The sequence below is a fragment of the Aquidulcibacter sp. genome (assembly GCF_044346625.1).
GTDB lineage: Bacteria > Pseudomonadota > Alphaproteobacteria > Caulobacterales > Aquidulcibacteraceae > Aquidulcibacter.
Genome location: NZ_JBIIYV010000012.1, coordinates 44,361 through 58,591 on the forward strand (window position 1 = coordinate 44,361; position 14,231 = coordinate 58,591).

Genomic DNA, 14,231 nt, shown 5'->3' on the forward strand with positions numbered 1-14,231 from the left:
TAGCAGGTGAGGTGCTTTGGCAGGCGTCGTCTGATAGCGCTATTGGCCACAGGAGTCACGACTGTGGGTCAGGGTCTCGATTGGCATCAAGAATGGCGCGCAACTTCATCAGGGTCGGGACAAGGTCAGCAAGTTCTTTAGCGTCGATCAATCCTGCCAATTGCTGCAAAGACGGTGCTAAGCGGGCAATTGCATCTTCGCGTGCTGCCCTGCCCGCTTGGGTGATCGAGACAAGTTTGCCGCGCCCATCGCTAGGGTCGGCGATGATGGTGACCAAGCCTAAAGCGTCGAGGCGATGGATTGTATTGGTCATCGCCCCTTTGGTGACTTGGAACGCTTTTGCTAAATGGCTGGGCGTGTCTTGATTTTTGTCCAAGCGAACGAAGTGATTGAGCAAACTAAAGCCTGCGATCGAAAGGCCAACTGGCAAGACACGCTCAAACCGGTTGCGTCCCAATTGGTCAATGATCGCGATTTCGTTGAAGAAAGTAAAAGCGATCGTTGTAAAGTCTGGTTTGGGACGCTCTGCAGTCATGTAGGAAAATGCTCTTGAAGGCCTCGTCTTGGCGACGGTGGCACTAAGCTAGCATACCCTATTCGGGCAAGCATCTGTAGGCGCGCATCAGGTGCTAAACCCACTGCCTTTTCAGTGTCGGCCTTGATCGCGCTCATCTCTGCATATTCCTGAAGGGCTTGGCTCATTGGGTGCATGGCGATCCCGAGGGCGGTTGCCCGAAGATTAAGGCGGGCATAGGCGCGACCAACTGCGAGTTCTGCGAACCGATCCTTTGAATTACTGATGATCCAGACATAGCCAGAGGCGGATTTCGCCAAGGGGTCGTATTGCTCCAGCCCTTGTTGATAGGCTTTGGTGCCAGGCGTCATCATTTTTTCCCGCGTAAGCAGACCCATAGCTTGCATGGCACCAATGCCTGGAAAATCGAGGTCAATGCCATCGCGGTATTTTGCGATTTCAGCTTTACCGATCCGCATCAGGTCAATGCTTTCCTTGAGCGCGAGGGGCGTTTGAATTTCTTGCCGATAAGCTTGGATGCTGAGTTGTCGCAAGGCTTCACACTGCGCGGTGCCTGATAGTGTGCCCGATAATGTCAAGGTCTCTGTGGGCTCTGCCGTCAAAAGCGCTTGTAGGCTTTCCGCGCTGACCCGCTTCTTGGTGTCATAGGTCTCCTTGTTGGAGCGTCTCTGCGTAATGAAGCTATAGAGCGGGTCCTTTGTCCCGCCCTTCACCAAGCGGATATGGGCCAATGGCTTGTCATTCAGGAGTGGTTGAGGCTCGCCCGCCGGGAAAAGGCTTATTTGGGCCTCGTAGCCGATTTCTCGCGCCGCAATCGACAGAATCTCAAGGAATGCGCCACACCCAATAGCCAGCTGACGGTCATATGGGTCCGTAGCTGGCAAGCGGCGGGTTGTATCGAAATAAAGGATGATGCTGTCCTCACCCTCTAGGCTCACCAGCCAAGGTTGGCGGTTGTGTGGATTGGGGGCGAGAATGGCATGGGCGAGACTGTAAAGGCGGGGGTCCTTTTCGCCGGCGCCGGGATTGCGCCAAGCAGCCGCGGGATCTGTATTGGAGCGGTTTGCGGCGCTGACTGCTGGCACGGCGGCTAGTGAGCCCAAAGCGAGAAGTTGGAGGATAGTGCGACGATTTGGCATGACGGCCTCTTTTGGTTTAACGTTCAACCAATATAGTTTAATGATAAACTATCTGTCAAGCCTGCGGAGGATGCAGGTGAAGCAGGGCTCAAACTGCCCATAATCCTTGACTCTGAGGCACCAATCCCGTTTAAGCGCGCCTTCCTGCTGGGTTGGCACTGCCTTCACTGGGGGAAAACATGGGTGATGGATTTCCGGCCATTGCAATCGCGACACATGGTGTGCCGCCCGGACCGTCAAAAACGTAAATGGACTAAACATGTCAAAGCGCATTGCTGCGAAGTATAAAATCGACCGTCGCCTCAGTGAAAACCTGTGGGGCCGTCCAAAAAGCCCAGTCAACAAGCGGACCTATAAGCCAGGTCAGCACGGCCCAACCGCCCGTCCAGCCAAGGTTTCGGCATTTGGTGCACAGTTGCGCGCCAAGCAGAAGCTGAAGGGCTATTATGGCAACATCACCGAAAAGCAGTTCGCTGGGCTCTATGAAGAAGCCGCGCGCCGCAAGGGCAACACGGCTGAAAACCTGATCGGTCTGTTGGAGTGCCGTCTTGATGCAATGGTCTATCGCGCGAAATTCGTGCCGACCGTATTTGCGTCCCGCCAATTTGTGAACCACGGCCACGTCATGGTGAACGGCAAGAAGGTCAACATTCCTTCGTACCGTTTGCGCGTTGGTGATGTTGTGCAAGTTCGTGAAAAGTCCCGCACCATGGCGCTCGTCCTGGAAGCTTTGGACTCGGCCGAGCGCGACTTCCCTGACTATGTTGAAATGGATGTTGGCGCGATGAAGGCCACCTTCTTGCGCGTGCCAGAATTGGCTGACGTACCTTATCCAGTCAAAATGGAACCAAACATGGTTGTGGAATATTACGCTTCGTAATTCCTACCAGAAATCACACACAGAAAAGCCCGCTCAGCATTGGCCGAGCGGGCTTTTTTTTATCTACAAGATCGGTTGATCAAGCTTGAAGTGGGACACCCGCATCGCTGAGAACCTGCTTCAATTCGCCGGTTTCAAACATTTCGCGAATGATGTCGCAACCACCAACGAACTCACCTTTGACATAGAGCTGTGGGATGGTGGGCCAGTTGGAATAGTCTTTGATACCTTGGCGGACGTCTTCATTGGCCAAGACGTTCACATCTTGATAGTCCACACCAACATGGTCGAGGATTTTGACCACGGTTCCGGAGAATCCGCACATTGGCATACGCGATGTGCCCTTCATGAACAGGACCACATCATTGGTTTTGACCAGATTATCAATAAAGGCTTGTGCATCGCTCATAGCTCGTGCTCCTCGCTGGGGTCCAATAGGTGTCGACGAAGGTTTCAGCCTTCGATGGAACACATGAACCGCTGCGTCAATCATTGTTTGACCAGATGGGTCTGGGAAAAGTTTTTGCCTTACCTTCAGCTAGGGATGGCGGGGCGTCTGGTCAAGTCCAAGGAGAAATTGCGCCTGTTTGGCGATAGCCATTGCTAGGAAAGCGGATTGCTTATTATAGCTAAGGCTTCTGGTCTGTTTCTTGCTTTCGACGTGGTGCACTTTGACCAGAAGTGGCCCCCGTCTCAGGGGCCATTTCGGTGGCTGCGTTATGATGCGTCAACTTTGGTTAGGTCCTGTTCCGTTTTTCGTGCTCTTGGCAGCCGGTTCCGCAGCCGCGCAGCCCGGGCTCCGGTCCTTAACGCTTGGACAGCCCCTCCAAGGGTCCATGGGTCCAGAAGACCCAGTCCTTGAAAGCGATGATAGCAGTTATGAGCTCTTTCAAGTTCAGGCACCTAAGGGACAGATGGTCACGGTGACGCTAACCAGTTCCGCGTTCCAGCCTATCTTGGCCGTGGGCGACGAAATTGATGAGGAATGCGAGGCATGTGTCGCATCGGTTGGCGAAAAAGATAAGCCAGCTGTCGTTCGCAAGATTGTTTCTGCTTCTGGTGTGCTGCAAGTTCGGGCTAACACCATGGATAAGGGTGACCGAGGGGCTTTTACAATCCTTGCAACAGCGTCGCTACCACCGCGGATTTCAGCGCGACCACTCCCCTTTGGTCAAAGTGTCTCTGACTCACTGGATTTAAACGATGCGGTCACGAGCGAAGGGGCGACAGTTGACGCTTATGCCCTGCGTTTGAACGCCGATCAGGAAATTCAACTTGATCTTTCGTCCGATGACTTTGACCCCAAGCTTGAGCTTTTGACACCTGCAGGTGCGAAGGTTGCTGAAGATGATGATGGCGGGCCGGGCACCAGTGCACGCATCCGCTACGTTGTCCCACGTGCAGGTCTCTACCAAGTTCGCGTCACCGCTGTCGGGTCTGGTGCAGTCGGCGCCTATACCTTGACGACTGGGTTGCGTCAGGAGCTGCCGCCAATGCCCGCGCCCGTCTCGATTGCCCTGGGCCAAGAAATCACCGGTGCGTTATCAAACTCGACGCCGCGTTACGAGACGGATGGCGAAGAAATCTATGCCGTGCGTTACGGACTTCGTCTAGAAGGAGGCAGGGCTTATCGGATCGCGCTAAATGCTGCCAACGGCAGTGAGTTAGATCCCAAGATCGCCGTTGGAAAAATTGGGGCTGATGGCAGCCTGGAAAGTTTAGCCCAAGATGATGACGGCGGCGGTGGCAAAAATGCCCTGTTGCGCTACCGACCAGAGACCTCTGGAGCCTATGTTCTAGAAGTTCAAAAGGTAGGCGGTGCCAATGGTTCATACCGTTTGATGGTCGAGCAAGCCGCCGCTGACCGCGCACCCTTGGCCTCCGAAGCCTTGCGTCTTGGTCAGAATGTGGTCGGTGAGCTGCGCGATGGGGGCGCACGCTTGGGCGCTACCGATAGTCTTTTCAACACCTATTCCATCGCCTTGCGCGCCGGCCAGAGAGTCAATGTGAAGATGGAGAAGGAGGGTGACACCAGTTTAGATCCCCTGTTGGAGATTGGTCTTTTGACGTCCTCCGCCTTTAAAGCGCTGGCAAAGGATGATGATGGCGGGCGAGGCTTGAACGCCAGAATTAAGTTTACCGCACCAAGCGATGGTACCTATGTTATTCGCGCGACAGCAGGCGAGCCGACGCAAGAAGGCGCTTACACGATCGGTGTCAGTGACATGCCGGCATCTGTTGTGCCGCCGTTCCCTGCCCGGGCAAAATTAGGCGAGACGATACGCGGTAGTCTCGGCACAAATGACCCCTTAAGAAACGATAGCCAATATTTCGATCGCTATGTCTTTAACGGCCAAGTCGGTGAAACCTTTGAGATTACGGCCAGCTCGGAGAGCTTCGACATCATAGTCGGCGCACGCCAGATTGATCGCGTCGATGACGACTATGCTTCCGACGATGATAGTGGCGGCGGCACAAATGCCAAGTTGATCTATACGGTCACAACAGTCGGGCCGCAGATCATTCGTGTCACAACGATCGAGGAATCAGCGGAGGGTGATTACAGCCTGCTGATTGTCAAGAAATAAGCCGATCAGGACTTCAAACTGGTTTCGAGAGCGAGCGCGTGCAGCTCGCCCCCCATCTTGCCTTTCAGTGAGGCATAGACAGCTTGGTGCTGCTTGACCCGGTTCATGCCAGCAAAGCCGGCACTCTTCACGATGGCCTTATAGTGGTCTCCGTCGCCAGCGAGATCAATGATCTCAATGTCGGCGTCCGGAAAAGCGTCTAAAATCATTGACTTGATGTCAGAAGCGGCCATTGGCATGTCTGTCTCCGGGGTAAAGGGGTTTGACCGTTAGGCCATAAAGGCGGGCATCCAGGTTTCGTGGGCCTGTTTCAGATCGGTGATATCAATCGCTAAGACGTCTTGAATGGCCAATTCGCATCCCCCCGCAGAGCCAATGGCTGCGCAGGGAATGGCTTTCGCTTCCAAAGCCTCAAACACGCTATCGGCATGGGTTGGATTGACGATGAGGAGATAACGGGCCTGATCCTCGCTCAATAGGGCTGCTATGGTGCTTAGGCCTTGAGGCAGGGTGATGGCGAGGCCGGTGCCGGATGCCATTGCAATGTCAGCCGCAGCAATCAAGAGACCGCCGTCGGATAAATCATGGCAAGAGCGGACGTGGCCTGCATGGATCAAGCCTCGCACAACGTCACCGGTCAAGCGCTCTTGTTCAAGATCGACCTGCGGCGGCGCGCCATCTTCACGGCCCCAAACTTCGCGTAGGGCCAAGGTCGCGCCCAAATTGTCTGTGGTTTGGCCGACCAGTATGACCATGTCGCCCATGTCTACCGCACCAAAGCCAACGCGCTTGGTGTAGTCTGATAGCAGGCCGACGCCGCCAATCGCCGGGGTTGGCGGGATCGCTTGGCCCGAGGTCTCGTTATAGAGGCTGACATTGCCCGACACGACCGGAAAATCGAGGACGGCACAGGCCTCGGCCATGCCATCGGTTGCGCGCACAAATTGGCCCATGATTTCAGGACGTTGTGGGTTACCGAAATTCAGATTGTCGGTGATTGCAATTGGGCTTGCGCCTGTGGCCGTCAGGTTCCGCCACGCTTCGGCGACAACTTGCTTCCCGCCTTCAAACGGGTCTGCCGACACATAACGTGGTGTACAGTCACAGCTGATCGCCAGCGCTTTTTTGGTATTGTGGATCCGCACAATGGCTGCATCTGACGGCGTGGCGCTTTCTTCTAGGCTGTCAGCCATCACATGGCGGTCATATTGTTCCCAGAGCCAACGCTTCGACGCGCCGTCAGGGCAGGACAATAGTTTCAGAGTTGCGTCGCGCCAGTCCGCAACCGGGGTCAGCATCGCGCTGGTGACAGCAGGGTGAAGCGCAGGCTGTACCCAAGGCCGATCATAATTCGGTGCATCTTCACTCAAGGGTGCAACCGGGATGTCGCACACAATGGCACCATTCCAGTGCAAGACCATTCGGCCTGTGTCTGTGGTTTTGCCAATGACGGCAAAATCAATGTCCCACTTTTTCATGATGGCCTCAGCCTCGGCCTCACGGCCCGGCTTGAGAATGGCCAGCATGCGCTCCTGGCTCTCTGACAACATCATTTCATAAGGCGTCATGCCGGTCTCGCGAACGGGAACGGTGTTCATATCCAGCTCGATGCCCAGATATTCCTTGCCGGCCATTTCGACCGAGGAAGACGTGAGGCCGGCTGCGCCCATGTCTTGGATTGCCTCAATGCTGTCGGTTGCCATCAATTCAAGACAGGCCTCGATCAGGAGTTTCTCGACAAATGGGTCGCCAACTTGCACGGTTGGGCGCTTCTCCTCGCTTGCCTCGTCAAACTCGGAGCTGGCCATGGTTGCGCCGTGAATCCCATCGCGGCCAGTTTTGGAGCCGAAATAGACAATCGGGCTGCCGATTTTGGCACCGCGTGCATAGAAAATCTTGTCAGCGTCGGCGAGGCCCACGCACATGGCATTGACAAGAATATTGCCATTATAGCCTGCATGAAAATTCGTCTCGCCGCAGACCGTTGGTACGCCAACGCAATTGCCATAGCCGCCAATCCCGGCCACCACGCCAGATACCAAACGGCGGGTTAAAGGATGGTCTGGACTGCCAAAGCGTAGCGCATTGGCCAGTGCGATTGGGCGGGCACCCATGGTAAACACATCGCGCATAATGCCGCCTACACCCGTCGCCGCACCTTGATAGGGTTCGATAAAGCTCGGATGGTTATGGCTTTCCATTTTAAAGACGGCGGCGTGGCCATCATCAATGTCGATCACACCAGCATTTTCGCCTGGACCCTGGATGACGCGCGGACCTTTTGTGGGAAATTTGGCCAAATGCCGCCGTGAGCTCTTATAACTGCAATGCTCGGACCACATGACAGAAAAAATGCCGAGCTCTGTCAAATTGGGTTCTCGGCCCAAGCGGTCCAGAATTACGGCATATTCCGCCTCTGATAGGCCGTGTTCGGCAACCAAGGCGGGGGTCATGGGCGGTTCGGCGGGCAAAGCTGTGGTCATGGAAAGTGTTTAGCCTGCGTTGGCTGCGGTTTGAAGGGGAAACGGCCCCCTCCCCTGCAGTGAAACCACGATGGCTGCCCCATTTGACTTGGCGAAAGGGGCAAATCCGCCCTACATCCACCCATGGCACAAGAGATGGATCGTGAACCCGTAACAATTGTTTCTAAGCCGATTTATGGCCCACGTTTTGGTGTTGGCATGCTGGCGTTGGTTGCTTTGCTTTCTTTTGGAATTGGTGTTGCCACAGGTGGGATTATTCTGCCGTTTTTGAGATCGGCTGCCCCGGTTGGCATCGGCTCGGCCGTGACATCGCCAACGCAAGGGCAAACCGACCAAGCGCTTTTGTCTATATTACCGCAAACGATCTTGGCTGAATTAGATTCGGTGCAAGGTCCGGTATCGACCAATTTATCGGTTGAGCAATATCTCAATGATCTTGAAATCCGCGCATCGCAAGCAGGCTATCGCGCGTCAAGGTCGTTTCAAAGCCTGCAAACCGGCGCAGAAATTGGCTATGTTTTCAAGCCCGGATCCGGTGTTAAGGGTGCCGTCAATGGCATGCCAGAGACTTTGGTCCTTGGGCTTCAGACTGGTCCGCAGGCGGGCACTTTGGTTCTGACGCAAATGCGCCGAGACGGGGTGGCGTTATCGGCCGGGAAGCGCTTTGCCGACTTGGTGCGCGCAGGTGCTGCATTGCCGAGCTTGCCAGATACGCAGCTTTTGACTTCTCGCGGCTTGCTTGAAATCAAGGCAGCTGAAGGCACCGCCGCAGCCTATCTTGACGGCGTGTTGATTTACCCCCGCGCGGCCCGCTCAAAGGGTGAGGACTTGTTGCCGGAGAAGGCGGGTTTGGATGCCAAGGCCGAAGTATTGGTTGCTGGGGCCCCACAAAAGCTGTCGATTCAAGGGGTGTGGCCTTCGGATGGATTAATGCCAGAGGTGGCAATTTTAGTGGCGGCTGAGGCTGCGCCACAGCCATGTTCAGCGCGTGCAATCGTCTTGGACCTGCGCCGGGGAACAAGCGTCATGTTGGCGGAGCGGCTTCAAACCAGCAATCTTCGGCCGGAGGTTCGGGCCCGTGGATTGGCACTCGCCGGGTTTTGCCCGTCGGCCTCGTCTCGGGCGCTGGCCTCAGCCGAAGGCCCAGTTCAGTCTGTTGGCTTTTATGAGGTGAAAGCAGGGAAGATGGTGTGGGAGACAGCCCCTGCTCCAGCGCCACCAACAAATGCCGAAACGCCGGCATGGCGAGAGCCTAATGCGGGCCGGATCGCATCACCCTTGGGCCAGAAGGGCGCACTGGCTTCCGTCGCATGCAGGCCAGGCGGCGGCTATACGATCGCGGTCTCAGGCCTACCCGGGCCTACGAAGGGCAATAGTGGGCCCGTGCGGGTCAGCAGTGACGGGAAAAGTGCAAGTCTGACGATGGACTGGAAACCAAGCGCCAATGGCTATGAAGTCGATGGCGCGGCAGACGCTGTATCGTCTGACCCTTTTTTGGCCCGCCTTGGTGCCGGCCAGCCTTTGGACTTTGCTAGTAATGGCGCAACAATCACGGTCTCGGCCCCCCAGCCCGGCCAGCTTGAAGGGCTGATCGCGCGCTGCAAGAAGCCTAAGGCCGATTAGTTATATAGTTTATTGGGCAGTCCAGCCCCCATCCATCGTCAAAATCGCGCCATTGATTTGCGCGGCTGAATCACTGGCAAGGTAAAGCGCGAAGGAGGCCACTTGCTCGACCGTCACAAACTGCTTGGTCGGCTGCGCAGCTAACAACACGTTTTGGATGACTTCTTCTTCACTAATCCCGCGCGATTTTGCTTGATCTGGGATTTGTGCCTTCACGAGGCCGGTCAAGACATAGCCGGGGCAGATCGCGTTGCAGGTGACGCCGTCTTTGGCATGCTCGAGCGCAACGGCTTTGGTTAAGCCCACGACGCCATGCTTGGCTGCGACATAAGCCGACTTAAACGGGCTCGCCACCAGACCATGCGCTGAGGCGATATTGATGATCCGGCCCCATTTTTGTGCAGCCATGCCCGGTATCGCGTGGCGGATGGTATGAAAAGCTGAGCTCAGATTGATGCCAATAATCTGATCCCATTTTTCGGCCGGGAAATCCTCAATCGGAGCGACAAACTGAATACCCGCATTATTGACGACAACATCCAAGCGCCCATAGTGCGCCCGGGTTCTGGCGATCATGTCTTCTATTTCAGCCGGTGCCATCATATTGGCCGGATGGTAAAGGACATCGACTTTATGGTCGCTGGCAAGCTTCGCCCGAACGGTTTCGATCTGATCGGCTTCACCCAATCCATTGATCACCACCCCATAGCCGGCTTCTGCAAAGGCTTCTGCAATGGCAAGTCCAATCCCGCTGGTGGAACCGGTAACAAGGGCGACTTTTTGCGTGGTGGCGGTCATTTTGGCTCCAATCCAGATCAGGCAGATGGGGCCGACCTGCAGGTCCACCGCCATTTGATGCTTGACGCATTAAAGCCAAAACGTCAGCACTGGAAGTTATGTTCCACCGAGGAAGCGAGGAAAGTGAAGCATGGATCCTTCGTTGCAAGCCTTTGTCACCGGTCTGCCCGCCTTTTTGTTGCAAGGCGGCGTTGCGATCGCGATCTGGGCCTTTGGGGTTTGGCTCTATATGGCCATAACGCCCCATCGCGAGATTGAGCTGGTCCGCGCCGGCAATGCGGCTGCTGGCCTATCGTTAGGGGGCGCGGCAATTGGCATTGCCATTCCGATTGCAGCGACTTTGGCGACGTCCCATGCTTTGATGGATGTGATTATCTGGGGCTTGACCGCCTTGGTTCTGCAATTGGTCATGTTCCGTTTGGTAGATTTCGTGGTTCGAGGGCTGTCAACGCGCATTGAAAATGGCGAGATGGCCTCGGCAGCGGTTCTTGTGGGCGTCAAGATTGGGGCTGCACTCTTAACGGCGTCGGCATTGAACGGCTGATTTGCGATGTTGAGACGGTTTGGCGATGGGATTTTGATCCTTTTGGTCCTGATCATGGGCGCGGCTTGGCTGCTAGGTCGCGTCAATGATCGTTCTGACCCTCGGCTGCCTTCAAAGCCAGCTGAAGCCTTCGTCGTACCTCGCTCTGACTCGATAGAGGAAGAAGAGAAGGGGCCACTCTTGCCGGCACCCAGCCCGCTTGACGACCAGTCTATGGTGGAAGCGCAACGCGCTGGTCCTTGGTCGAGTGGGACCGGCTTTGCTATTGGGGATGATGGGGTTTGGTTGACCGCCCGCCACGTAGCCTTGGGATGCGAGCGTTTGGGCGTGGTCAATGGACAGGACCAGGAACTTGTAGCTGCTTCGCTGGCTTATGTGTCAAGGCGTGCCGATGTGGCCATATTGAAGACCCAGGGCGGTCCTGAACCTTTGGCACTGGACCTAAATGAAGCTGACCTACAGCTTGGCGCGGCAGGATTTCATATTGGGTTTCCACAAGGGCAGCCGGGCGAAGTGGTTAGCCGCCTGATAGGGCGCGAGTTGATGATTACCGAAGGGGCTTGGCGCGGGCGGGAAAACACCCTGGCTTGGGCAGAGGTTTCAAGGTCTAAAGGGCTGCGCGGCACTTTGGGTGGGCTTTCGGGCGGCCCTGCTTTTGATGCGCGTGGCAATGTGATTGGAATTACGATTGCGGAGAGTTTGCGGCGGGGGCGCGTTATCACCACAAGCTCTGACAGTGTTATCCAAGCCTTAAAGGAAGCGCGTTTAAGTCCGAAGGGTGTGGCGATTGCACCCCTTCGGACGGACGATATCACGCGTGTTGCCAATCGGGTTCGGCGCGACCTGAAAGTTATTCAAGTTGTTTGTTTGCCGCCTGAGTAAGGCTTTAGAGGCTTTCGCCAATCCAAGCCGAAATACGGCTTTTTGCCATCGCACCCACTTTGGTCGAGACCACGAGACCATCCTTGAACAGCATCATGGTGGGGATGCCGCGCACCCCATAGCGCGATCCAGTGCCCGGGTTATCGTCAATGTTCAGCTTAGCAACCACAAGCTGACCAGCCATTTCCTCGGAAATCTCTTCCAGAGCAGGGCCGATCTGTTTGCATGGACCACACCATTCCGCCCAAAAGTCCACAAGAACTGGACCCGACGCTTTTAGAACGTCTGATTCAAAGCTGTCGTCGGTGATGGCTAGGGTTGGCATGGTGTGAACTCCAATTGGCTTATTACCTTAACTAGGCAGCCCAGCAATCACGCGCAAGGCGTCATCCAGAATTTGATCAGGTAATTCCATGAGACGCGGTCCGTCAGTCCACAGAAGGGCGCACCGGACTTTTTTGTCCGGCCAATTGCCTTGAAGAAGTGCGCGATAGGCAGCCATCTGGTTCAGATAGACTTGGGCAACGCCTTCAACCGTTAAGGGCGGTGGCCGATTGGTCTTGAAATCTAGCACGAGAACTTCTGTTTCGGTGACGACCAAGCGGTCAACACTGCCATTGACAACCATATCGTCGGGTAGACCAGGCCCGCGCCCGACGATATTTGCTTCAGCACGGCTTTGTGGGCCAAACAGGGGCGCGAAAGTGGGATGGCGCAGGACACCGAGCGTCTCCTCCAGCATTTGATGCCGAGTCTCCTCGCTCAGGTCCGCTTCTCGTGCCAGGCGATTTCGTCCACGATCCGCCCATGTAGGTGCTGGGACATCAGGAAGTCTTTGCAGCAATTCGTGGATCAGGCGTCCGCGCAGAAAGCGCAGTCGTGCATCGGGTTGCAACGGGGACAGCGTTGCCGGCTCCGATCCATCTGGTGCCAAAGCCGACGGCGCAATTCGGCGTGCGCGCTGCTGTTCTGCCGGCGGCGCTTGATCGATCCAAGCGGGCAGTGGCGGGGGCGTCGGGCGGGTCAGCGCTTGTGTTTGTATGGCCCCGGCATAGCGGCCCCAGAGTTGGTAGGTGAAGGCGTCGTCGATTCCGGCTTGGCCCTCAAGCTTTTGACCCGGACCCATGAGGGTGAGCGCTTGATCAAACAAATCGTACCAGGTGTCCTTCGCGCTTGTGTCCGGCTCGTCTTGGCTGGGCTCGCCTTTGTCCTTCTTCTGTTGGCCAAAATGGAAGCCACAAAGGATCAAAAGGTCGCGTGCCCGCGTCATCGCGACATAAAGAAGCCGGGCGTCCTCGCGCCTTTCCGCCTCGTGTTGGGCTGAGCGGAGATTGGCAAAGACTTCGGGGTCTTCTTTGGCGGTTGGTGACCATAGAAAAGCTTGTGCGTCTGTATCGTAGTTAAAGGTTGTTTTTGTTGCGCCCCTTGGTGATGTTGTTTCCGGCAGAATGACGACTGGGGCTTCTAATCCCTTCGCCCCGTGAATGGTCATGACGCGCACGCCATCGCTGCCCTGCTCCATTTCGCGCTTAACGTCGGCGGCGTCATTTTCAATTGCGGCTAAAAACCCATGCAGATTAGGTGTTTCAGTCCGGCCATGACTGAGCGCGCGGCCCAAAAATGCTTCCACGGGTTCACGCGCTTCATGGCCTAAACGTTCAATCAACAAGGTCCAGCCGGTTTTGCCATCAAGGCATGGCCGTTCAAGGATCGAGGCGTAGAATTCGTAGGGCGGCATCTGTCCCGCACGAGTGAGCACAGATTTTAGCAACGCTGAGACCGGGGCATGGGCAGGATCGGCAGATTGTTGGATCCGCTGCCATAAAGAGTGGCTACCGCGGTCCCAGGCCAAGGGAAAAAGATGTGCGTCATCGTCGACAAGCCCACAAAATGCGCCCTTGAGCACGCAAGCTGTGTTGAAATCATCCTGTGACAACAAGGCAAAGCGGCCGAGCGCGATCAGGTCTTGGATGGCCGGGTCCTCAACCAGTTTAATCCGGTCTGCCCCAGCTACCGGGACTTTGTGGTATTTTAGGCGTTTGATGAGCTGGTGGAAGAAGGGCCCCCGCTTTTTTACAAGGATCATGACATCGCCCGGTGTCATGGCTCGGAGACCTTCTTTGGATGGGATCGCAAAACCCTGGTCAAGGCGGGCCTTCAGTTCCAACGCAATCCGTTCGGCTAGACGATTGCGACTGCTGTCTTCGCGTTCGATGTTAAGGGGGTGGTCCCAAGCGTCGGATTCAGGTGCTTTTTCGCCAGCGACAGTCTTCGGCCAAAGCTCCACCGCGCCCGCATACTCTGTCCGATACGCGATATGCGGGGTCGGAAAGGCATATTTGCGCTCAAAGGGCGGGTCGATTTCGTCCGTCAGCGCTATGGCGGGTGCGTGGCCAAGGGCGGTACAGGCCCAAACCGCATCCACGGCATTGAGGATGGTCTGGCTCGAGCGAAAGGAAAGGCCGAAAGCGAGACTGCGTCTTTGATCGGCCCCTTCAGCTGTTCCTGCCTCAAAACGTGCCTTTTCCTCTAAGAAGCGCTCCGGCTTTGCGCCCTGGAACGAATAGATGGATTGTTTTTCGTCACCCACGATAAAGCGGGTGCGGGGTTGGGTTTTGGCCTCTTGCTCTAGTACCGTGAAGAGCGGCTCCAAAAGGTCCCATTGCTGCGGATTGGTGTCTTGGGCTTCGTCGATCAGAATATGCGCAAGGCCTGTGTCGAGCTTATAGAGCACCCAGGCCGCTGCCCCCTCCCCTGCC

Annotated in this window: 13 protein-coding genes; 5 read left to right on the plus strand and 8 right to left on the minus strand. The window is 55.9% G+C overall.

Annotated features, from left to right (window positions below; all coding sequences use genetic code 11):
* Positions 1-55: 55 nt before the first annotated feature.
* Both ACIQ20_RS05280 and ACIQ20_RS05285 read right to left on the minus strand, forming a co-directional pair.
* Positions 56-535, minus strand: coding sequence for a MarR family winged helix-turn-helix transcriptional regulator (locus ACIQ20_RS05280; RefSeq protein WP_395778079.1), 480 nt, complete (start codon positions 533-535; stop codon positions 56-58).
* The gene (locus ACIQ20_RS05285) at positions 532-1,674 is read right to left on the minus strand and encodes an Acg family FMN-binding oxidoreductase (RefSeq protein WP_395778081.1); all 1,143 of its coding nucleotides are present in this window, start codon (positions 1,672-1,674) and stop codon (positions 532-534) included. The genes ACIQ20_RS05280 and ACIQ20_RS05285 overlap by 4 nt, the downstream gene beginning before the upstream one ends.
* Positions 1,675-1,933: 259 nt before the next feature.
* On the opposite strand from ACIQ20_RS05285, the gene rpsD reads away from it, so the two are divergent.
* The gene (gene rpsD / locus ACIQ20_RS05290) at positions 1,934-2,554 is read left to right on the plus strand and encodes a 30S ribosomal protein S4 (RefSeq protein ID WP_395778084.1); all 621 of its coding nucleotides are present in this window, start codon (positions 1,934-1,936) and stop codon (positions 2,552-2,554) included.
* Between the two features lie 79 nt (positions 2,555-2,633).
* Here the strand turns inward: rpsD and grxD are convergent, their stop codons facing one another.
* Complete coding sequence (gene grxD / locus ACIQ20_RS05295) at positions 2,634-2,963, minus strand: Grx4 family monothiol glutaredoxin (protein WP_395778086.1); 330 nt, start codon at positions 2,961-2,963, stop codon at positions 2,634-2,636.
* Positions 2,964-3,390: 427 nt separating this feature from the next.
* Between grxD and ACIQ20_RS05300 the strand changes: the two genes are divergently transcribed.
* Entirely contained in the window at positions 3,391-5,142 is a 1,752-nt protein-coding gene (locus tag ACIQ20_RS05300; RefSeq protein ID WP_395778088.1) for a PPC domain-containing protein, read from the plus strand.
* A gap of 5 nt (positions 5,143-5,147) precedes the next feature.
* Here the strand turns inward: ACIQ20_RS05300 and ACIQ20_RS05305 are convergent, their stop codons facing one another.
* Together ACIQ20_RS05305 and purL are read right to left on the minus strand one after the other, a co-directional pair.
* Positions 5,148-5,381, minus strand: a complete 234-nt coding sequence (locus tag ACIQ20_RS05305; RefSeq protein ID WP_395778090.1) for a BolA/IbaG family iron-sulfur metabolism protein — start codon at positions 5,379-5,381, stop codon at positions 5,148-5,150.
* A 30-nt stretch (positions 5,382-5,411) separates the two neighbouring features.
* Positions 5,412-7,625: a phosphoribosylformylglycinamidine synthase subunit PurL gene (purL, locus tag ACIQ20_RS05310; RefSeq protein ID WP_395778092.1), complete on the minus strand. Its 2,214-nt coding sequence runs from the start codon at positions 7,623-7,625 to the stop codon at positions 5,412-5,414.
* A 135-nt stretch (positions 7,626-7,760) separates the two neighbouring features.
* On the opposite strand from purL, the gene ACIQ20_RS05315 reads away from it, so the two are divergent.
* Positions 7,761-9,248, plus strand: coding sequence for a hypothetical protein (locus ACIQ20_RS05315; RefSeq protein WP_395778094.1), 1,488 nt, complete (start codon positions 7,761-7,763; stop codon positions 9,246-9,248).
* A 9-nt stretch (positions 9,249-9,257) separates the two neighbouring features.
* Here the strand turns inward: ACIQ20_RS05315 and ACIQ20_RS05320 are convergent, their stop codons facing one another.
* Entirely contained in the window at positions 9,258-10,046 is a 789-nt protein-coding gene (locus ACIQ20_RS05320; RefSeq protein WP_395778096.1) for a 3-hydroxybutyrate dehydrogenase, read from the minus strand.
* Positions 10,047-10,176: 130 nt separating this feature from the next.
* On the opposite strand from ACIQ20_RS05320, the gene ACIQ20_RS05325 reads away from it, so the two are divergent.
* Together ACIQ20_RS05325 and ACIQ20_RS05330 are read left to right on the plus strand one after the other, a co-directional pair.
* Positions 10,177-10,590 (plus strand): DUF350 domain-containing protein, encoded by a 414-nt coding sequence (locus tag ACIQ20_RS05325; RefSeq protein WP_395778098.1) that lies wholly within the window; start codon positions 10,177-10,179, stop codon positions 10,588-10,590.
* A 6-nt stretch (positions 10,591-10,596) separates the two neighbouring features.
* A complete protein-coding gene (locus ACIQ20_RS05330; protein WP_395778100.1) occupies positions 10,597-11,472 on the plus strand; it encodes a serine protease in 876 nt (291 codons plus the stop codon).
* A 4-nt stretch (positions 11,473-11,476) separates the two neighbouring features.
* Here ACIQ20_RS05330 and trxA read toward each other — a convergent pair whose 3' ends face one another.
* Both trxA and ACIQ20_RS05340 read right to left on the minus strand, forming a co-directional pair.
* Positions 11,477-11,797 carry a thioredoxin TrxA gene (trxA, locus tag ACIQ20_RS05335; RefSeq protein ID WP_313588435.1) on the minus strand — a complete coding sequence of 107 codons (321 nt, stop codon included), beginning with the start codon at positions 11,795-11,797 and terminating at the stop codon, positions 11,477-11,479.
* 27 nt (positions 11,798-11,824) lie between these two features.
* A partial coding sequence (locus ACIQ20_RS05340; protein ID WP_395778103.1) for a UvrD-helicase domain-containing protein occupies positions 11,825-14,231 on the minus strand: 2,407 nt, incomplete at its 5' end.

What these genes read in the sequence shown, in the direction of transcription:
- ACIQ20_RS05280 (WP_395778079.1), bottom strand. Translation starts at nt 535, where the DNA reads ATGACTGCAGAGCGTCCCAAACCAGACTTTACAACGATCGCTTTTACT.
- ACIQ20_RS05285 (WP_395778081.1), bottom strand. Translation starts at nt 1,674, where the DNA reads ATGCCAAATCGTCGCACTATCCTCCAACTTCTCGCTTTGGGCTCACTA.
- rpsD (WP_395778084.1), top strand. Translation starts at nt 1,934, where the DNA reads ATGTCAAAGCGCATTGCTGCGAAGTATAAAATCGACCGTCGCCTCAGT.
- grxD (WP_395778086.1), bottom strand. Translation starts at nt 2,963, where the DNA reads ATGAGCGATGCACAAGCCTTTATTGATAATCTGGTCAAAACCAATGAT.
- ACIQ20_RS05300 (WP_395778088.1), top strand. Translation starts at nt 3,391, where the DNA reads ATGGGTCCAGAAGACCCAGTCCTTGAAAGCGATGATAGCAGTTATGAG.
- ACIQ20_RS05305 (WP_395778090.1), bottom strand. Translation starts at nt 5,381, where the DNA reads ATGCCAATGGCCGCTTCTGACATCAAGTCAATGATTTTAGACGCTTTT.
- purL (WP_395778092.1), bottom strand. Translation starts at nt 7,625, where the DNA reads ATGACCACAGCTTTGCCCGCCGAACCGCCCATGACCCCCGCCTTGGTT.
- ACIQ20_RS05315 (WP_395778094.1), top strand. Translation starts at nt 7,761, where the DNA reads ATGGATCGTGAACCCGTAACAATTGTTTCTAAGCCGATTTATGGCCCA.
- ACIQ20_RS05320 (WP_395778096.1), bottom strand. Translation starts at nt 10,046, where the DNA reads ATGACCGCCACCACGCAAAAAGTCGCCCTTGTTACCGGTTCCACCAGC.
- ACIQ20_RS05325 (WP_395778098.1), top strand. Translation starts at nt 10,177, where the DNA reads ATGGATCCTTCGTTGCAAGCCTTTGTCACCGGTCTGCCCGCCTTTTTG.
- ACIQ20_RS05330 (WP_395778100.1), top strand. Translation starts at nt 10,597, where the DNA reads ATGTTGAGACGGTTTGGCGATGGGATTTTGATCCTTTTGGTCCTGATC.
- trxA (WP_313588435.1), bottom strand. Translation starts at nt 11,797, where the DNA reads ATGCCAACCCTAGCCATCACCGACGACAGCTTTGAATCAGACGTTCTA.